19 protein-coding genes and 1 tRNA gene are annotated in these 19,883 nt (G+C 42.3%); 12 read left to right on the forward strand and 8 right to left on the reverse strand.

The window, feature by feature from the left end:
• Positions 1 to 22: 22 nt before the first annotated feature.
• Positions 23 to 532, reverse strand: a complete 510-nt coding sequence (locus tag LRM44_RS00835; protein WP_243804156.1) for a hypothetical protein — start codon at positions 530 to 532, stop codon at positions 23 to 25.
• 77 nt (positions 533 to 609) lie between these two features.
• Between LRM44_RS00835 and LRM44_RS00840 the strand changes: the two genes are divergently transcribed.
• Complete coding sequence (locus LRM44_RS00840) at positions 610 to 1,650, forward strand: bifunctional phosphoglucose/phosphomannose isomerase (protein ID WP_243804158.1); 1,041 nt, start codon at positions 610 to 612, stop codon at positions 1,648 to 1,650.
• Between the two features lies 1 nt (position 1,651).
• Here LRM44_RS00840 and LRM44_RS00845 read toward each other — a convergent pair whose 3' ends face one another.
• Entirely contained in the window at positions 1,652 to 2,863 is a 1,212-nt protein-coding gene (locus LRM44_RS00845; RefSeq protein ID WP_243804160.1) for an ABC transporter permease, read from the reverse strand.
• Positions 2,860 to 3,654, reverse strand: a complete 795-nt coding sequence (locus tag LRM44_RS00850; RefSeq protein WP_129634543.1) for an ABC transporter ATP-binding protein — start codon at positions 3,652 to 3,654, stop codon at positions 2,860 to 2,862. The genes LRM44_RS00845 and LRM44_RS00850 overlap by 4 nt, the downstream gene beginning before the upstream one ends.
• 78 nt (positions 3,655 to 3,732) lie before the next feature.
• Between LRM44_RS00850 and LRM44_RS00855 the strand changes: the two genes are divergently transcribed.
• Positions 3,733 to 3,822, forward strand: a tRNA-Ser gene (locus LRM44_RS00855).
• A 122-nt stretch (positions 3,823 to 3,944) separates the two neighbouring features.
• Here the strand turns inward: LRM44_RS00855 and LRM44_RS00860 are convergent.
• Genes LRM44_RS00860 through LRM44_RS00875 form a run of 4 tightly spaced genes read right to left on the reverse strand, consistent with a single transcriptional unit; the run spans position 3,945 to position 7,572 of the window.
• On the reverse strand, positions 3,945 to 4,868 hold the full coding sequence (locus tag LRM44_RS00860; RefSeq protein ID WP_243804162.1) for an abortive infection family protein: 924 nt from the start codon (positions 4,866 to 4,868) through the stop codon (positions 3,945 to 3,947).
• Positions 4,855 to 5,634, reverse strand: coding sequence for a TRM11 family SAM-dependent methyltransferase (locus tag LRM44_RS00865; RefSeq protein ID WP_243804163.1), 780 nt, complete (start codon positions 5,632 to 5,634; stop codon positions 4,855 to 4,857). Before LRM44_RS00865 ends, LRM44_RS00860 begins: the two co-directional genes overlap by 14 nt.
• Before the next feature lie 5 nt (positions 5,635 to 5,639).
• Entirely contained in the window at positions 5,640 to 6,494 is an 855-nt protein-coding gene (locus LRM44_RS00870; protein WP_243804165.1) for a type II restriction endonuclease, read from the reverse strand.
• Positions 6,495 to 6,507: 13 nt separating this feature from the next.
• Positions 6,508 to 7,572, reverse strand: coding sequence for a DNA adenine methylase (locus tag LRM44_RS00875; RefSeq protein ID WP_243804167.1), 1,065 nt, complete (start codon positions 7,570 to 7,572; stop codon positions 6,508 to 6,510).
• A gap of 322 nt (positions 7,573 to 7,894) precedes the next feature.
• On the opposite strand from LRM44_RS00875, the gene LRM44_RS00880 reads away from it, so the two are divergent.
• The 9 genes from LRM44_RS00880 to LRM44_RS00920 all read left to right on the forward strand — a co-directional run bounded on the left by LRM44_RS00880 (position 7,895) and on the right by LRM44_RS00920 (position 16,325).
• On the forward strand, positions 7,895 to 10,297 hold the full coding sequence (locus tag LRM44_RS00880; RefSeq protein WP_243804169.1) for a ribonucleoside-diphosphate reductase subunit alpha: 2,403 nt from the start codon (positions 7,895 to 7,897) through the stop codon (positions 10,295 to 10,297).
• 13 nt (positions 10,298 to 10,310) lie between these two features.
• Positions 10,311 to 11,288, forward strand: coding sequence for a ribonucleotide-diphosphate reductase subunit beta (locus LRM44_RS00885; protein ID WP_039327939.1), 978 nt, complete (start codon positions 10,311 to 10,313; stop codon positions 11,286 to 11,288).
• A 14-nt stretch (positions 11,289 to 11,302) separates the two neighbouring features.
• Positions 11,303 to 11,698 (forward strand): pyridoxamine 5'-phosphate oxidase family protein, encoded by a 396-nt coding sequence (locus tag LRM44_RS00890; RefSeq protein WP_243804171.1) that lies wholly within the window; start codon positions 11,303 to 11,305, stop codon positions 11,696 to 11,698.
• A 51-nt stretch (positions 11,699 to 11,749) separates the two neighbouring features.
• The gene (locus LRM44_RS00895) at positions 11,750 to 11,929 is read left to right on the forward strand and encodes a hypothetical protein (RefSeq protein WP_129634555.1); all 180 of its coding nucleotides are present in this window, start codon (positions 11,750 to 11,752) and stop codon (positions 11,927 to 11,929) included.
• Positions 11,930 to 11,991: 62 nt separating this feature from the next.
• The gene (locus tag LRM44_RS00900; RefSeq protein WP_243804173.1) at positions 11,992 to 12,897 is read left to right on the forward strand and encodes a hypothetical protein; all 906 of its coding nucleotides are present in this window, start codon (positions 11,992 to 11,994) and stop codon (positions 12,895 to 12,897) included.
• An 18-nt stretch (positions 12,898 to 12,915) separates the two neighbouring features.
• Positions 12,916 to 13,935, forward strand: a complete 1,020-nt coding sequence (locus tag LRM44_RS00905; RefSeq protein WP_243804175.1) for a hypothetical protein — start codon at positions 12,916 to 12,918, stop codon at positions 13,933 to 13,935.
• 89 nt (positions 13,936 to 14,024) lie between these two features.
• Entirely contained in the window at positions 14,025 to 14,183 is a 159-nt protein-coding gene (locus LRM44_RS00910; RefSeq protein WP_243804177.1) for a hypothetical protein, read from the forward strand.
• A 45-nt stretch (positions 14,184 to 14,228) separates the two neighbouring features.
• Positions 14,229 to 15,860: an arginine--tRNA ligase gene (gene argS, locus LRM44_RS00915; RefSeq protein ID WP_243804179.1), complete on the forward strand. Its 1,632-nt coding sequence runs from the start codon at positions 14,229 to 14,231 to the stop codon at positions 15,858 to 15,860.
• A 27-nt stretch (positions 15,861 to 15,887) separates the two neighbouring features.
• The gene (locus tag LRM44_RS00920) at positions 15,888 to 16,325 is read left to right on the forward strand and encodes an MscL family protein (protein ID WP_243804181.1); all 438 of its coding nucleotides are present in this window, start codon (positions 15,888 to 15,890) and stop codon (positions 16,323 to 16,325) included.
• Between the two features lie 4 nt (positions 16,326 to 16,329).
• Here LRM44_RS00920 and pyrH read toward each other — a convergent pair whose 3' ends face one another.
• Positions 16,330 to 17,034 carry a UMP kinase gene (gene pyrH / locus LRM44_RS00925; protein ID WP_129634563.1) on the reverse strand — a complete coding sequence of 235 codons (705 nt, stop codon included), beginning with the start codon at positions 17,032 to 17,034 and terminating at the stop codon, positions 16,330 to 16,332.
• A gap of 195 nt (positions 17,035 to 17,229) precedes the next feature.
• Here pyrH and LRM44_RS00930 point away from each other — a divergent pair, with 195 nt between their 5' ends.
• Positions 17,230 to 19,776: a helicase-related protein gene (locus LRM44_RS00930; protein WP_243804182.1), complete on the forward strand. Its 2,547-nt coding sequence runs from the start codon at positions 17,230 to 17,232 to the stop codon at positions 19,774 to 19,776.
• Positions 19,777 to 19,883 lie beyond the last annotated feature (107 nt).

Consider the following 19,883-nt stretch of genomic DNA (forward strand, 5'->3'; position numbering starts at 1 on the left):
GTTTTTATTTTGGAGAAATGGCTTAACGAGGATTTGAGAAATAGTCGATTTCTTTAATGATATCCAGGAGAGCCTGAGCGCGGCGAGCTTCGTCAACAATAGCTACGGCAGCGTCGTGTGCTGGTGCGATCAGAGTTTTATCGTCCGTAGAGCGAAGAAGCAATAGGTAAGTATCAAACTTTTCTTCTGGAGAAACGTCTAGTTTGTCGACCAATGGACGCAACTCGTTCAAGGCAGTTTGCTTAATCGTATCAAGCGCAGGATCTGCAGTTGCAGTTGGAGTTGGTGCGCTGACCACTGGAGTTGGCGTAACTGGCTCTGGAGCGGCAGGCTTCGTTATGTCAGTAGCAGGCTCATTGCTCTGGTCTGTAGCGACAGGGTCTGGTGAGATGGTTGCAGGATTAATTACAGGTGAAGCTGTAGCATTTGTTTCTTCGAATTGTAAATTATTGTCTGTATCTTGTGATACACCAGCTAATACCTTAGCCAGTTCTTGGTCGTCACTGAATGATTGATTAGCTTGAGAATCCATTATAACCCACCTTATATATTAAATTGTTTAAGCTTATATATGTTACACTATAACATGAGTTAATCAAGGAGCGCAAGATGTTAGATGATATGAATGTGATAAAACAATATGATCCAGGCGACGTTTTGAGCGGCGTTTTGAATATTCCAGAACAAGCTCGATATGAAGTGTCGATTCACGAAGGTGCGAATCAGCGTCGAGATTTTAAGAATATTGTGATCGCGGGAATGGGCGGTTCGGCTTTAGCGGCTGATATGGTTCGAGTTTTGACCGCGGGCTGGTTGCACATTCCGCTTGAAGTGGTGAAGGGCTATGATTTACCGGGATTTGTGGGCGAGGAAACGTTGGTTATTGCGGTTAGTCATTCGGGCAATACCGAGGAGACTTTGAGTTGTTATCAGCAAGCATTGGAGAAGAAGGCGTGTTTGGCGGCTATGTCGACTGGCGGGGCGTTGATTGAGCGAGCGAAGAATGACAACGTAACTTACGCCCAAGTTCCAGCTGGCGCACAGCCACGAATGTCGACGGTTTATCATCTGCGAGGATTATTGAAACTATTGCAACATTTTTGGGTGATTGATAATGATTTGTATGATCAGGTAAAAAATAGTGCTGATTGGTTGGCGGGCGAGATATCTAATTGGACAGCCAAAACGCCAGAAGCTGATAATTTGGCAAAGCAGATTGCGAAATTAACAATTGGCAAGACGCTGGTTGTTTTTGGTGGTGAATTGACTTGGCCGCTGGCGTATAAGTGGAAAATCAGCTGGAATGAATCGGCGAAGAATTTGGCGTTCTCGAATCAATATCCAGAATTTAATCATAACGAGTTCATCGGTTGGTCGTCGCATCCAGTAGAGAAGCCGTTTACGGTTTTTGATATTCGTAGCAATTTGGAGCGGGACAGAATCCGCGAGCGAATGGAGCTGAGTGATCGTTTGTTGAGTGGTAAGCGACCAAAGGCGCACGTACTGGAGCTTCGAGGGAAGACGCTTATGGAACAATTGCTGTGGGGCTTGGTGCTGGCTGACGCGGCTAGTATTTACACAGCCATTCTTAATGGAGTTAATCCCGGACCAGTTCAGCTGATTGAAAAATTGAAAGCGGAACTTAGTTAATTTAATATCGTAGAGATTCGATAGGGTCACGTCTAGTGGCGCGGGCTGCTGGATATACGCCAGAAATTACGCCGATGATTATTGATAGTCCAATTGATAAGACGGCTGTCTGCCAATAAATATAAGGTGTGAGCGGTAAATATAAGCTGGCAATATAAGCTCCCGCCAAGCCTAACCCGTAGCCCAATATTCCGCCGAGGAATCCGATGATCGCTGCCTCGATTAAGAACTGATTGATGATGTCCCAGCCCGTGGCGCCGACGGCTCGTCTGACGCCGACTTCACGCTGGCGCTCGGCGACATTGACAAGCATCACGTTCATAACGCCTATTCCACCAATTAACAGAGAAATAATGCCGATGACAGTTAAGATTATCGAGAGGAATTTCGCGACATTAGACTTCTTTTCGTTTATCTCTTCGCCAGAAACGATTCGATAATTCTTATCGCTATCATGATTCTTCTTCAAAATATCGTCAGCCGATTTTATGACTGATTTGAGGTTTTTCTGGTCTTTGGTAGTCACGATGATTTGCTGAATCTGCGGCGTGCCTTGGGTGAATTTTTTAATCACAGACAATGGAATAATGGCGGCGTTATTAAAATTCACGTCCAAATAACTGGCTGGATTTTCAATATTCTTCAACACGCCAACAACAGTCAATGGTTGATTTCGGATGTAAATAACGTTTCCGATGGACCTTTCGGTGCCGAACAAATCGACCGACAATTGCTGACCGACGACAACTCCGCCGATGTCGTTAATAAATTGCCCAGTAGCAATTTGCAAATTGGCGACGTCTTTTAGCGATTCCGTACTGCCGATTAATGCAGCGTTTTGGATATCGACTTTACCTTCGCGGGCGCGCAGCTCGGCGTGTAGGAAAGCAATTGGCGCGGCTTTCGTATTGGCAATTTTCCCTATATCTCTGGCGTCCGTTTCAGTCAATGTGTTGACCGTCGTTGTGTTGTCGGATTCGGTCAGCAGATTCGGGACGGCTTTTTGATTGCCAGACTTAACAATGGCGACAGGAGCGGATGATTGGTTGGAATTGTCGCCGAATAGGTGATTAAATCCGCCAGTTAGAGATAGAACCATGGTGATGCTGGCGATTCCAATAGCTACGCCTACAATTGTCAAAAATGTTCGTCCACGATTAGCTCGTAGCGCCTGAGTAGCGTTCTCAAAATGATTTTTTACTAATATTTTCACGATTTTTTCGCCCTCGATTTCTTTGAAGATTTTTGCTTCTTAGGTTTTTCTTCTTTTTCATCGTCTACAATTAACTTCTTAGTGAACTTGCGCTTTTCCTTATGCTCGTCAGTGTCGATTTTTCCGTCCAGCATGGTGATAACGCGACTGGCATAATGAGTCAATTCTGGGTTGTGAGTAACCATAATTATAGTATTGCCGCGACGGTGTAAGTCGGACAACTCTTCCATAATGAGATGACTCGATTTGCTATCCAAATTTCCTGTTGGTTCGTCGGCTAAGATAATTGACGGACTATTAACCAACGCTCTGGCAATTGCTACGCGCTGAACCTGACCGCCAGATAATTGATGTGGCATGTAATATTCACGTTGTCCCAGATGAAAAGTTTTCAGAATGCGGCTAGCTTCCTGGAGTCGTTTGACTTTCCCGAGTCCTTTATACGTTAGCGGCAGCGCCACGTTTTCAATTACAGTCAGACGAGGAATAAGATTGAAATTCTGGAAAACGAAGCCGATGTGTTTGGAGCGAATTTTGGCGCGTCGTCGTGAGCTCAGATTGTCAACAGCGACATCGTCCAGATAATATTCGCCCTCTGATGGCTGGTCTAATAGTCCAAGGGTGTTTAATAAAGTAGTTTTTCCGCAACCGCTTGGTCCCATAATAGCAATAAACTCGCCCTTTTTAACGGTTAAATCGACATTATCTAAGGCGCGAATCTCAGCATCACCAAAGCCAAATTTTTTGGTGACATTAACAAGCCTAATGCGTGGTGGAATAGTTTCTTTCATCTTTGACTTATTATAGAGAATGAACGTCAGTAAGTGCAACCATAAGGGGCAATAAAGTTGTGGTATAATTATCAACAAGGAAGGGTGCAGGAGTGGTTGAACTGGCACGCCTGGAACGCGTGTAACGGAGCAATCTGTTCGAGGGTTCGAATCCCTCTCCTTCCGCCAAGTGTGTTTTTGGAATTACACTAGTCGAGAATGGTATTAAAAACCTTACAAAGTCTAACCTTAATTGACTCTGAGATAAATTTAGTCTGTTCGTTAGATTATATTGGCAAGGACTTGGATTACTATTGTTTCAGGGATAATTCCGAATAAAAGTTGACTATAGTTATTGCGGCATCTACCGCCAGCCTTGCTTCGATAGCTGTCGGTTTTGGTATTTTGCTAGTATGGGAATGTCCACTGCCTTTATTATTTCGTAGTTCCGCGATTCCGTTCACGATTTGAGATAGACCGCTGATAATAGCTCTAATTTCTTTTAACTCTGACCTATTTAATTTGAAGTAGTCTCTAGCTTTTGACATCAATTGTATTATTGATAATTTGTTAACATCCTCTTCTATCTTGCTGTCTAGTATACCCTGAAGACAGGTCTCAATATATTCTTTTGCCATTCCGATGGCTTTTACTGCATCTGTTTTTATCATAGCTAGCATTAGTTCCGATTGGTCCTTCTGATATTGACTTGAAAAGGTTACTTCCGTATTTTTGAGTCGTTTTTCCGTAACTACATCTTTTATCAAGAGAACTGGCTCATATTTTTCTATTTCCGGTAGTTCAAGCTCTTCTGGAATATAGCTACCACCGCTATCCCGTAGAAATTCAAGACATCGAGACATCCAGTTTGCATAATCTTTTCTTATTTCTACGCCTACGCCCACTTCATCCAGATTCTTTTCCAAGGAAAAAACACTTTTAATAAGCAAAGATAATTCCCGACTTTGTGCGGCATTGAAATGACGATTTTTGCGTACTTTTTCATGCATAAAATCGAGTAGTTTGTTTAGTCGATCGTGAATACACGCAAAAATTACTTTGCAATCATTCGGTGTGTCTTCGTATATTTCGATTATTGTAGAGCTTGGTTGATATGGCTCTATATTAAAACCACTATTGCCTAGATACAGATTTTCAAAAATTTCTGCTCTTTCCACTAGGCAATTACTTTGGTAGTAGTCATTTAAAATAAGCTTTCTTTTATCGACCGCCATAGTTTGCCTTTTCAAAAACAAATAAATATTCGTGCGCCAACAGAAGAAAATTATATTTTATGCTATTCGTTTTCCAGTAACCGGTTGCTCGGCAGTTGTGTTGTTCTTTCATGACGATTTCTTTTAGTGTAAAGCCGGCTTCTTCGAATACTCGCATTGTTTTAAAACTTAGCGGAATTACGTGACCTTTTTGGCGCGTGTCGCCCATTAGAATTGCACAGAATTTACCAAACTTTAATACACGGTAGCTTTCTGATGCTACACTTTTCATTTGTTCTAGAAATTCATTAACTTTAAAGTTTGACAAATCTTGTGGAATATCTTGGTCTTTGCTGTAGTGGATGATATTTGCATATGGCGGATGTGTGCATATTAGGTCGATGCTTTCGTCAGGAAGTGGTTTTAAGTTTCGTGCATCACATTTCAACACCTTAACTATGCCGTCTGCGCCCTCATGTTTGAATTTAACTTTTTCACGACATCTTTGAAGTGCGACTGGATTAACGTCCATTCCAATAATGTTACGGTTTAATAATTTTGCCTCCACTAATGTGGTGCCGCCACCGGCGAATTGGTCTAATACCCAGTCATCCTCTTTTGAATAGCGAAGCAGAATATTTCTTGGAACGTACGGTGACCAATTTCCTCTCCATTTTGCATCGTGGGTAGCCCAGTTACCGCGATTAGGAAAACTCCAGACGCTGGTCATTTCTAGCTCAAAATCGTCTGGCTCCCATTTTTTTATCTCTTTCTTTTTGTCGGACATATAAACTAAAATCTCTCTATCACACCGCTTTCAAGGTCGTTGATATTATAAATGTCATCCAATATATCAAATGTTTCTTTTAGGTTGTTTCTGGCACTATTCCAGCCTTTCCCATCGGTAAACCATACGAATTTAAAGCCATCTATCATCTTAGCTTCAAGTGCAAGCGTTTTATAGCTACGAGCCGTCTCGTTAAGCTTGGAGCCACGACTACCATAAAAATTAGTCTCGATTCCATAGATGCTATTATTGGTTTTAATTACAAAATCAAAACGTTTTTCGGTACTGCCTTGGTTGGAAATGGCAGAAAGATCAATGCGCCACTTATTCTCAATTTTACTAAGGTTCATTTCCTTGAAATAGTCTTTGTCTTTGACGTAGCCAGCTTTCTGGATAAATCCTTCTACGAGATTTTCCATTAAATGACCGCCGCGGTTCTTGCGACCGTTGGAATCTAGTCCGGTTTCTATACCAGTAGCATAATCTACTAAGTTGTTGATAATATGATTCGTGATAAGGTCGAATAGACCAGTCTTTCGCATAAAGATTTTATATTGTTCGGCGGAATAATTCATTTTACTGAAGTTATAGTTATATTCACCGTCTTCATCTATAGCATAAATCTCGTTAGAACGAATCGCTAGCAAGATAGGAATACATTTTAATGTTTCTGGATATTTCGCGATAAGATTGTCGAACTCTTGCTCTATATTCTGTGAGCCGACAAGCGTGTTCAAGATATTTAGTTCTATCTTGATAGCATCTACGTTTTTATAAATCTTTGGAAAGTCGATATAGTAGCCATAGTCGGCAATGCTTTCTCGAAATCCCCCTAGCCATTCATTAAAATTCCTTTTCATTTTGTTCCTCTCTTTAAAAGTTTGATATTAATAATTCGTTAATTTTTCCGCGTTTGTCGCTATTTCGATTTATCATACGCGTTGCGGATACGCGTCTTATATTCTGTTTTGCGTAAGCTTTATCGAAGAAGTTGTCATCTTTGTTAGTGTTCTTCGGATCGGAATTACTTGCGACTATCTTGGCGCCTTTTTTGTCTAGTTCTTGAATGAATTTCGCAAGTTCTAATTGGTTTTTATCGTCAAACATACCTTCTGTGTAGGAAGTGAAGCTTGCGGTCGGAGTTAGTGGACGATATGGCGGATCGAAATAGACAAACGTTTTGTTATCTATGAAGTCGCCGGATTTCTTGTAATCACCGCATACTATATTTACGTTTTGTAGTTTTTTGGATACTATCTTTAAATTATGCTCGTTGCAAATAATCGGTTTTTTGTACGCACCCATCGGTACGTTATACTCACCCTTACGATTTACACGATATAAGCCGTTAAAGCAGGTTTTATTAAGGAATATCATTAAGGCAGCTAGCTCAATTCTGTTTTCTTTTTTGGACTTAAGTTCGTTAAAACGTGCGCGCTTGGCTAGATAGACTTCTTTGCGATCATCGTTGTCTAATGCTAAATAATTATTCTCAAAGTGTCTTAAGACTCCTAATAGTGCGTCAATGTCGTCACGGATGACAGTATATGTGTTTATTAGTTCGGCGTTGATGTCGCTAATATAGACTTCCTGAAGTTTGAACTTATTCAAAATATCAAAAAGAACCGCGCCACCACCAACAAACGGTTCTGCGTATTTTGTAATAGTAGTGTCTTTGGAGAATGGGTAATATTGTTCGATCTCCTTGAGTAATTGTCCTTTACCTCCAGCCCATTTTAAGAAAGGTTTTGCTCTGGTGCTGGTTAATGACGCTTCTTTTGTCCGAGCGTCTAGTGGCTTAATGGCATTATGTGGAATTATCCATGTATTCCCGGCGAATACAGCACCAATAACTCGTCCTTCAGAACATAGAGCAGCTACTCTCCTTTGAGAAATAGCCCATTTTACAGCCGTTTCTTTTGCCGAAATATAATCCATTTTACCTCGCTTTATTCTACTTATTATTATATTCTAAAACTAGAATAACGCTAGATCTAAAATAGGCTATTTTATTTCGGTAGTTTTATAGATTGTTTTGTTAAAAAATCGTAGACAGGGGCGGCTCATCTGGTCGTGAAATAAATAGGTTGTAATTTTTACTAAATAGCTTGCAAAACACTAGATATAGCGGCTATAGTTATTATTGTACGCTATATATATAGCGAGCCCATAAATAAACAAAAAACACAAGCTACGAAGACAGGCCACCAGATGAGGTGTTGGTGGTTTGTTTTTAAGAGGGGAAAATTAAGGAGGGTATGTGAAAGAAATTAACGTAGTCAAACGCGACGGAACAAAAGAACCGTTTGATGCTAATAAAATTAATACGGCTATTTTAAAAGCGTGTGAAGGTTTGCCGGACCAAATTTCTAAGGTTGTTCAGGTGGCGACTGAATTACAATTGACATTATTTGATGGAATTACAACCGAGCAATTGGACGAGGCTGTCATTCAAACAGTTTTGCAAAACGTTAAGGACGACCCAGACTATGATAAAATCGCGGCACGATTGCTACTGAAAACTGTCTATAAGCAGATTTTGGGCGATTATGAGACGGCGGAAGAATTGAAAAAGCTTCATGCGCGCGAATTTCCGAAGTTCGTTAAGGCGGCGGTGAAAGAAGGGCTGTTGGATAAGCGCATGACTGACGGTCGATTTGATCTGAAAAAGCTGGCGGCAGAACTTGATCCAGCACGTGATGATTTGAGTAAATATTTGGGTGTGGTGACCAATAAAAATCGCTACGCTCTTCGCAAGCAAAACGGCTCGCCAATTGAAACACCTCAGTTTACGCACATGCGAATTGCTATGGGGCTTAGTTATAACGAATCTGACCCAACGACTGCAGCGATTGAGTTTTATAATCACATGAGCAATTTGGAGTACGTTCCGGGTGGATCAACGCGAGTTAATGCTGGCGGCTCGTTCCCGCAACTCAGTAACTGTTTCTTGCTTAATGTCGATGATGACATGGAGTCAATTGCTAAGGCTGTTCGCGACACAATGTGGATTGCTAAAGGTACGGGCGGAATTGGCATTGGTTTTACAAAGCTACGTGCAGCGGGCAGTCCAGTTAAAACCACCAACACTGAATCGACTGGCCCAATTCCATTTATGAAGATGATTGATACGGCGCTTTTTGCGGTTTCTCGTAAGGGTAAAAAGGCTGGTGCAGCTGCAATTTACATGGAAAACTGGCACCTTAATTTTGATCAATTTGTTGACCTTCGCCAAAACTCTGGTGACCCATATCTAAGAACCAGATTTGCGAATACTGCGGTATTTATCTCTGACGAATTTATGAAGCGAGTAGAAAAAGATCAAGATTGGTATTTGTTTGATCCAGCAGAAACTCCAGATTTGACAGAACTATACGGCGAAGAATTTTCGGCGCGATATAAAGAATATATCAAGATGGCGGAAGCTGGGAAGTTGCGAACATTTGATAAAGTTCCAGCTCGTCAGCAATTTAAGCGCATTTTGACTAGCCTACAAGCAACTTCTCATCCGTGGCTAACTTGGAAAGATACGATTAACGTGCGTGCGTTAAATAACAATACGGGTACAATTCACCTCAGTAACTTGTGTACGGAAATTACATTACCGCAGGATAAAAATAATATTGCAACGTGTAACTTGGTGAGCATTAATTTGTCGGCATTTCTTAGTGAGGATAAAACTTGGGACTGGGATAGATTGAAAGAAGCGGCTCGTGCGGCAGTGCGACAATTGGACAATTTGTGCGACATCACTCAAACTCCAATTCCAGAAGCGATGTATTCGAATCAGCAAACTCGAGCAATTGGCCTCGGGATTATGGGTCTTTCTGACGTGTTGGAAAAATTGGGTTATTGCTACGAATCGAAAGAAGCGTACGATTTGATTGATCAATTGACAGAGTTTATTAGTTATCACGCCATTGATCAATCGGCTGACCTGGCGAAGGAATTGGGCAGCTATCCAACATTCGCAGGCAGCGGTTGGAGTAAGGGAATTCTTCCAATTGATACGATTGATAAGCTATCAAAAGATCGCGGCGTGAAGGTGAAAATAGACCAAAAGGCGCGACTAGACTGGGATGGTTTGCGAAAGAAAGTGAAGAAGGGAATGCGAAATGCGACTCTTATGGCAATTGCGCCGACGGCTAACATTGGTCACGTGGCGGGAACGACTCCTGGAATTGATCCGCAATTTGCGCAGATTTTCAGTCGCTCGACTTTGAACGGTAAGTTTTTGGAAGTGAACCATAATTTAGTTCGCGACTTGAAGAAGCTTGGTTTGTGGGACAATTTGAAGGATGAGATTTTTGCGGCTCAAGGCGATATTCAAGATATTGATGGCATTCCTCAGAATATCAAGGATGTTTATAAAACAAGTTTCCAGCTTAGTCCGTACGCATTTATTGAGGTGGCGGCTAGGGCTCAGAAGTGGGTCGATCAAGCGATTTCTCGAAATATGTATCTGGAGACGCGAGATATTGATGAATATGTGAAGATTTATTCGGAAGCGTGGAAGCGTGGCTTGAAGACGACATATTATCTGCATGTTAAGCCGCGTCATCAGTCGGAGCAGACAACAGTTTCAGTTGATAAAATTGCAGAACAAAAAGTCCGTACAAATAGTAAAGTGCGCGGATTTGGATTTGCGAAAATTAATAAATAAGGAGGAAATTAAGATGGGAATTTTAGGTTCAGGATTACGCGATGGATTATCACTTCACCCAATTCGTTACCCTTGGGCGTATGATCTTTATAATCAAGCAGTGGCTAACACGTGGTTTCCAAACGAAGTCCAATTAGTTCAGGATTTGGCGGATTTTGAAAAATTGTCAGACGACGAAAAACACGCATTGAAAACAGTTATTAGCTATTTGAATCCAAACGAGTTATTGATCAATAAATCATTGGCGTTTGGCATTTATCCATATGTGAACGCGGCGGAAGCTCAACTATATTTGTCAAAACAGATGTGGGAAGAAGCCAACCACTTCATGACGTTTGAATACATTATTGAGACATTTCCATTTGATCGCGAGGAAATTTATGCTGCGGGATTTGGTAAAAAATCATTGGCGGATAAGGCTGACTTCCAGAATAAACATTTGGACGTGATGCTTGATCCGAATTTGGATATTTATTCGCTGGAAGGCAAGAAAGATTTTGTTAGGTCTTTGGTAGCGTATAACATTGTGCTGGAGGGAATTTGGTTCTATTCAGGCTTTATGGTTGGCATGAGTTTCCGTCAGCGTAATTTGTTGCGCAATGTTGGCTCACTACTAGACTGGATTACTCGCGATGAAAATCTTCATTTGACGTTTGGTATCAATCTGCTTTTGACGATTTTGGACGAGAACCCAGAATTGCAAACGCAGGAATTTGCCGAGGAAATCCGTGGCTTGATTCTGCAGGCAGTGGAGCTTGAGAAGGCTTATAACAAAGATATGCTACCAAAGGGAATTTTGGGATTGAACGCTGATTATGTGAACCAATACGTTATGCATATGACCGACCGACGCTTGCAGGAATTAGGTTTTGAGCCTGAATATAACGTGCCAAATCCAGCCAAATGGATGGCAGCCGCCAATGATACGCTGGAATTGGTGAATTTCTTTGAAAGCACAAACACTAGTTACGAAGTTAATACCACGAAGTAATGGGAGTTGATGATATGAACGAATTAGCGAAAGAAATATTAGATACAGTCGAAGTTGGTGCGTTGGCGACGGTGAATGTTGATAGAACTCCTTTGGTGACGCCGCTGCACTTTGCACGATTGGGTGATTCTATAATTTGGATATCAGAGCCGACTGCGCGCCATTCAGAAAATGCGTTTCGAAACGGTAAGGCGGAATTTGTGGTTTGGGATGATAAAAAGCGAGCAGTTTTCTTAAAAACTAACGTGACTGAACTTCCAGAATCTGAGAAAGAGGCGGCAATGGCAGCTTATAAAGAGAAGTTGGCTGATTTTATGCCACGCTGTGAAAATCCGCAAATATACGTTGCGCCAATTGGCGAACTTGATGAAAAAACTACAACGGGCAATTGGCTGCATTTTATTGCATAAGCGCTATATCTAGCGTAAAATTGGTTAAGTAACTACTAAATATAGGGGAAAATGAAAATGAACGCAAATCAGATTATTACTGATGACATGACTTTGGAAGAGAAATTGAGTGCCATTGACGCAGCTCTTAAAGCAGCGCAGGAAGCGGCTGACGATCAAGCAAAGTCGAACGGTACTGTTGCAGCACCAGTTGACCCAGCAAGTTTGACTATTTGTGACGGTTGCGAATAGAGTTTCGAGCAGCGTTTTACTATTGACAGCATAGCCAATTATGTTGTATAATTAAGAGCATCGTGAAAAAAATTGAGACTTTTTCAGGATCTGAGGCTATAAAAGAGATTAAACAGTACGCTAAAAAGGGCGCATCTGAAGGTCTGTATGATCCGAGCCCAAGAAGACTGCGCGTTCCTCTTGAATTGGTTACTGATTTGCTTTTTGGTAATGTGGGGGATGTTGTCGTTGAGGGGGCTGATAATCTTTTTAAGGCAACTAAGAAAACCGAGGAAAACAAGGGTGTTATATTTGCTGCGAGTCACCTAACGGACGTTGATGTTTCGACTGTTGCTAGCGTAGTTTCTGGGTTTAGACGTATAGGCATGACAGTAGCCTCCACTAATATGGATCTTTGGCATCAGAGGATACCATATGAACTTGTTGGGATGGATAACTTTTTTCAGGTTCCGTATGGAAGAGATCCATCTGCGGAAAAAGGTGCCATTGATAATAAGTACGCGTTGCCGTTTAATGGTGACGATTACTTAGGTCTGCAAGAAAAAATAACAGATAGTGGACTTTCTGTTATTACTGCAGCACATAACCCGATGAGCAATATTGGGATAAAAAATGACGGTGAACTGCCAGAAAAGGCGGGTAAATTAGCTCCTCATCTAAGCCTGGCGACGGGTGCTACTATAATTCCTGTACTTATGCAGGTTGAGGGTCAGAAGAGAAATCCAGACCAATTTAATGACAATGCGATACATCTAAAACAGTATTTAGGTGAAAAAACTGTGCGACTGGTATTTGGTGAGATTATTAAGCCTAGTCCTGATGAAGTTGAAGCTTATGCCAATGTTTCGCATGAAGCGTCTTACTCAAAGGCGGCTCGTGAAGAGCAGTGTCGCATATTGGAAGCGTTTGGTGGGAAGGCGATATTAGGGTATATGCGTGATAAATATGATCCGGTATTGGCTGCGTAATAAGGAGAGATAGTTAAAATGACTGCAGGAATAGATAAGTTTACCCCAACCCCAGAAGAACAAAAATTGTTCGATGAAGTCTTCCATCCAGGCATCGCTGAAGAGTCTGATATTGACGTAAAAGAAACTGAGCCACAGAGAGAGGGTTTTTCTCTGTCGGTTGCGCTTGGTTCTCTTAAGAAATGGGTGCGTGGTAGACGAGAAAAGCACAGCAAACCTTTTGGACTAACTAACAATTCGGCGGTAGAAAAACTTGAGGCAGCTGGAGAAGAATTGGGACTGCCAGAAACAGACGTTCGACTTTCCCCTGGACTTAAGCTGTTGATGGGCTTAATGCATGGCAAAAAGGAAGTTGAAATAATTGGCGAAGATATTTTAATTGAAGCCGCCAAAAAGTCCAAAGAAGAAGGTAGGGGAAGTGTTATAGCGCCAACACATTTCAATGGAGAGGATGTTCCTACGGCTAGTTATTTGGCGTCTTTGTTGAACAAAATTAATATTGGCATAGCGTCGACTAATAGAGATTGGATTAAGAAGGGCGTTGGCGGAATCAACCTAGAGGCTATACAATATCTTGCGTTTGGCGCTAAAAACTTTTTTGGTGTGCCATATGAATGGGTAGATAAAAAGAGTAAAAAACCGGTTCACTTTTCAACAGACCATTACGAAGAAGCGGTTAAATTTGTTGAGGATGGTGGATCTTTGGTTTTGGCTGGATATTCAGCGGATGACTCAGTAGGTTCAAAGCCTCGCAGTGAAATGGGATCTGCGGCGATTCATACGGCATTAAAATCTGGTGCAGAATTGATATTTGTTTACGTATCGTCAGAGGATAAGAAACTTACCATCAGAGTTATGGAGGATGAGGATGGTATGTTTGCGGCGTTTAGTAATTCATATAGAAAGGCGCTAGAGATGAAGGATTCTGATGCATCCGAGCGTTTATTGTCGTCATGCAAAGAGTACTTAAAAGACAGCGAAATAGGTAGGGTTATAGCGGAAGAATATAGGCGTCGATCAGACAAAAATAAAGCCTAGCGAGCGGCACCGAAGTCTTAGTTATTGACAAAATAAAAATAATGTGATATCATTTTACTGTATAAAAAATTAAAACAAAAAGGAATAAAATGGCTGAAGAAAAAGATATTCACAGACTTACCGAAGGCATATTGAGTCGAGACGATATGTCGGCATTGACATATGTATTGCAACACGTGAAAGGATCTAGCCCAAGTTCGGCGACGAAATTAAGCCTGGAACTGGAAGAACTTGACGAAACAGCGTAGGGATTTAGCTAGATAATAATCCACCTCTGTTGTATACTGGACAGTATGGAACAGATTATTTCTCAAGTAGTGAAGCAACTTTTTGATCAAGATGTATCGGTACAATTGACGCGTCCTGATCCGAAATTTGGTGACTTTGCTACAAATGTGGCGTTGCAATTGGCTAAGCCGCTAGGGAAGAATCCGCGTGAAATTGCGGAGATGATTGCTGAAAATCTGCGCAAGGAAGAAGAGTTTAATGAAGTAAGCGTGGCTGGTCCAGGTTTTATCAATGTAAAACTGAGTGATCAATCCGTTCTAAATTCTTTGAAAAAAGAGCCAACGACGAAGCGCGCCGGTCAGACGGTTGTAATTGAAACCAATTGCCCGAATCCATTTAAGGCTATGCATATCGGACACGCTTTGAATGCGATTTTGGCGGACACGATGGCTAATCTGTTGGCGGTTGACGGCGCAATTGTGCATCGAGTGAGTTATCACGGTGATGTTGGGACGCATGTCGGTAAAAGTATGTGGGCGATTCTGCGTGAGATTGACGGCGATATGAATAAATTGAACGAAATCCCAGCCGATAAGCGAAATGAATTTATGAGTCGCATGTACGTTGAAGGTGCGCGTGCGGCGAAAGAATCTCCAGAGGCGAAGGCAGAGATTGATGAACTAGCTAAGCAATCATTCGTCCTGGATGATCCACTATATAAACAAGTTTACGAAATCTGTAAAAGTTGGAGTTTTGACGAAATCGATTCTAATGTTGAGCGACTTGGAAACGTGCCGATTGAGCGACGTTACGTTGAGAGCGAAACTGAAGAATTGGGCAAATCTTTGATTAAAGAAAAAACTCCAGAGGTGTTCACCAAATCTGACGGTGCGTATGTTTTTAATGGTAGCAAATACGGCGCGTTCGATAACGTGTTTATTGGATCTCATGGCAATGGTCTTTATGGGGCGCATGATATGGGATTGATCCAGTTGAAGTATAAGGACTACCCGAATTTGGACTTGTCAATTACAGTAAATGGCGAGGAGCAAGCAGCATACTTCCGCGGCGTGATTGCGGCTAGTGAATTGTCAATTCCAGCCTTGAAAGGAAAATTGTTTAATTACGCAACTGGCTTGGTCAAATTGACAACTGGGAAAATGAGTTCGCGAACGGGTGAGGTTGTTACAATTGGCTGGCTGTTCGATGAGTTTAAGAAGGCAATTGAAAATGCTGGCGGCGAGCCAACTGACGACGTGATTGCTGGCGCGCTTCGTTATCAATTCTTGAAAGTGAAGATCGGCGGTGACGTCATATTTGATATTAACGACGCGGTAAGTTTGACGGGAAATACGGGAAGTTACTTGCAATACGCTCACGCTCGGGCGCGAGGTATTTTAACTAAATCCGACAAAGAAATTGCCTTTCCGACAGAGTTGTTTGACGAAGATAAAATGCTGGTCAGAAAATTGAGTGAGTACGTGGACGTGGTTGATCGTGCTAAGGAGAGTCTGGAGCCTCATCACATCTGTACGTATTTGTTTGAATTGGCGCAAGAATTTAATCGATATTACGAGAAAAATCAGGTTATTGGTAGCGACAAAGAGGCGCATCGTGTAGGAATCGTGGCAATTTACGCCGATATTCTTAAGGCCGGATTGGCTATTTTGGGAATCGTGGCGCCAAATAAGATATAATATCCAATAACAAAAGGAGAATTTATTATGGCAAAACCTAGTATCGACAAATCGGCTAAAAAGTTGGTTTCTAAGAGTGTAAAAGCCGCGGCGAAAGTTGCCACCATCAAAGAAAAGAAAATTGTAAGTGCAGCGATAAAAGACACTCACATGGCTGGATTTATTAATTTTATTCGCGAACAGGGCGTTGTCGGTATGGCGGTTGGTTTGGCAATCGGTACCGCAGCTGGTGATACTGTGAAAAAATTGGTAACAGCATTTATTGATCCGCTAGTGCAGCTGGTTGTTGGTTCTCAGCAAGGGTTGCAATCAGCTTCATTCACAGTTGAAGTTGCTGGACGTAAAGGTGAGTTTTTATACGGCGCATTCGTTAGCTCGTTAATTACGTTGATAGCCGTTGCATTTGTTGTATATGCAATCATTCACTTCTTGAAACTCGATAAATTAGATAAGAAAAAGGATTAAAACCTTAACTAATAAGCGTGCCTACTGATTCTCCGCGGGTTGCGCGGAGAATATTTCCGTCTGTAAGCAAATCACAAATTACAACTGGAATATGCTCGTCCATTGCTAGTCCAATTGCCGCCTTATCCATGACAGCAATGTTAGGATTTGTCAGGGCTTCTTGGTAAGATAAATGATCAATTTTTACGGCGTCAGGGAATTTCATAGGATCTTTGTCGTAAACTCCGTCGACTTTCGTTGTTTTAACCACGGCGTCACACTGCATTTCTAGCGCTAAGTTTAAGGCTGCGGTATCAGTAGTCAGGAATGGTCTGCCGGTGCCGCACGCCACAATAACGATGCGGTTTTTCTTAATATGGCTAATTGCGCGTCGGAAAGTATAGTGGTCGATAAATTGATTGACTTCAACTGTAGATAATGCGCGAGTTGGCAGTCCTGCGTCATTTAATACGTCAGCCAGTGCAATAGCATTCATTAGCGTAGAAAGCATGCCAATATTATGTGCGGAAACAGGTTGAATTCCGTGACCGATGATTTGATTACCGCGAACGTAATTGCCACCGCCAACCATAATTACAATTTCAGCCCCGTCGTCCAGCGCTGGTCGAATTTGTTCAGCAATCCAGCGAGCGCGTTTTGGGTCAAAGCCGCTGGCGAATTCGCCTTGAAGTTGTTCACCTGATAATTTGAGTAGGATGCGTTTTGTCATGACACCAGTGTATCATAGCGCGCTTGAAAAGTAACATAAATGCAAAAGGGGGGCGGCAGTGTAATACAAATTGCGATTTGCTATACAAATATTCGTTTTTTAAGTTAGACAAACTAGACAAGAAAAAGCTAAGACGCTTACGTTTGCTATTTTACTTTCTCCTATCTACAATGTGAGTATAAAGGAGAGAGTAGTGTGAAAGATGGAGTTCGTCGGCCGGGCTATTTACGTAGATCGCAAGAACCTAGCAGTAGTCATTTATTGAGTCGAAATAGTGAAAGACCCAGTCAACCGTCGTATAGTTATGGTGAACCGCCCGAACAGAGGCGACAGCGTTTAAAAGAATTGCGGGAACGGTACAGTAAACTACCGGAAACTCCTTTTGCTGACTATGATCTTGGTGACAAAAAACTACCTGCATATAAGCACAAAGCAGAGATATTAGACACATTATCGGAAAGTAAAATATCCTGGCTGTGCGGACCGACGGGTAGTGGTAAAACGACACAAACCGCTCAGTATGCACTGGAGCGGTTTGATCGTGTCGTGGTGTTGATGCCGCGGCGGGTTATCGTCGATAATGTTACTGAATATGTTGAGAAGAGTTTGCGTGAACAGCTTGGCGAACAATATTCTAATCACTTGGTGGGCAAGATTCACGGACGTGCCACTGAAGCGACGCCGGACACTAGGCTCTGTTTCATGACTCCAGCAACGTTTACGAAAAAGCTGGAACAATTTTCTAGCGACTGGCAGGACGAGAAGACGCTTATCCTGGTTGATGAAATACATGAAGCCAATTTGGAGATGGAATTTGCTACCGCTCTGGCGGCAAAATCGATAGAGAATACCGGCAAATGGCATATGGCTTTTTCTAGTGCCACGCCTGACACGGAAGTTTCTCAGGCGATGTACGAAGATATTAACGGGTCAGAACTAACAGTCGTAACCATTGAGGGTCGGCCGCATGATATTGATATTGAAGAAGATAAGGTGAATACCGTATCCGAGGCCTACCTTGAATATGGTAAGGACTCGAAAAAATCACTAATCTTTGTTGAAGGCGTGAGGAGTATTGATGAGACCATTGCGTCAATCAAACGTCATACTCTCCATCAATCCGGGAAAATACGATTTTTCAAACTACATTCTGGCATATCAGAAGCTGCGCGCCGAGAGATTTTTACTGCCAAACCAGCAGAAGATGAGTCGTTTGTCATCGTTTCGACCTCGGCTGGACAGTCTGGAATCACTATCCCTGAGGTTGATTTGGTGCTATCGAATGGACTGACGAAGAGTAAGGAGATTGGCGAAGAAGGTGCAGAAGGGCTACCGCCTCGATTGTGTACTCAAGCAGAGCTGATGCAGCAGGCGGGGCGGGGCGGTCGTGATATTGATGGCGCTAAGTTTGTATTGGCCCGTCCGATATCTTACGATAAGATTTATTTGCCAGATGAGCTGAAAGGATTTTATGATATTGCGTCCCGTGAACAGCATATTCCACCGGAGATATATCACACGAATATTGTGCGCAACGTTTTGTCGGCTATCCATCTGAATGGTGATTTTGAGGATCTGAACCGATACCTGATGCATCCTGTTGCTAGTAAAAAAGTTATTCAAGAGTCGTACGATTTGCTGGAAACCCTGGAAGCAATTGATGGAGAGGGGCAGATCACAAAAATTGGTGAGTTTATGGATAATTTGCCATTGTCACCAGAGTTGTCTCGGGCATTAGCAGAAATGATTAAGAATGGGGGAAGCTTACGTGAAGTGTTGGCATTATCGGCCATGGCAGCCTCCGTCTCGGGTGGTGGCTTTGCCGCCTGGCATCAACCAAAGGAATTGTTCCAGGAATTTGTCAGCCCCGATACAACAGATGACTTTTTTGCCGAATACGATGCTTTTTTGAAAACCAGAGAGATTTATGACGGCTGTCGTACTGACAATGACGTCTACCTGACTAATGGTATTGATCCCAATAAGGCGGATAATATTCACTATCAATTTAGTAAAATATGTCGGCGCCTGTCGGTTAATCCAAACGATATCGACATGGGTGAACTAAACAGCGAGGAAAAACACAATATATCGGTGGCTTTGGTGCGCGGGTTTCAGGAATTATTGTATGCCAAAACTGGTAGTCGGCGCATTGGACGAACAATGGTTAATCAATACAAGAATGTTCATACTGGCGAACGTGGTATTTCTGAGTATGAAATTAGTTCGCACAGCTTAGTGCGACGTATGGGCTCGGAGGCGTTGAAGTTGGCCCTGGCTTTACCGTGGTGGTATGATGCGCGTGATGGTCGTCGATACACACTCAACACAATTTTACCAGTAACCAAGAATCAAGTTGCTCAAGCCTTGAGTAGCAGCGCTGTGTCTGAATCCCTTGGTGATAGAGTTGCTCCTAATGGTGACTTGGTTCGTGTGACGCGGCCGAAAGTCGGCTCGCTGATACTCGGTCCAGAGCGGCAGCAAAAAATCCCCGCCATAACAGATGAGCAAATCGCGCTGATAGTGGACGCAATGAAAAACAAGGCTAATAAACAAGTAAGAGTATTGTTTGATTTACAACATCAGCGAGTTATCACCAAGGGTCAATTGCATCAGGTCCTAGACGGGTCTGCGGTAAATAGTCACAATGTCCATGAGGCGGAGGCTAAGGTTTGGGCTGAAGTGCAGAATGTGTTAACGAGCGAGCAGCAAGAAGCTTTTTATGGTCAGATAAACAGATAACGTGTGTGTAATAGATAGTATGAGTAAGGCGAAAAAATATTATGGATCGACCTGGAGATGACTGGACTAGATCCAGTGCGTGATGAGAGGACTTCTTTGATTGACTT

It is taken from the genome of Candidatus Nanosynbacter sp. HMT-352, assembly GCF_022819385.1.
In the GTDB taxonomy this organism is placed as follows: Bacteria; Patescibacteriota; Saccharimonadia; order Saccharimonadales; family Saccharimonadaceae; genus Nanosynbacter.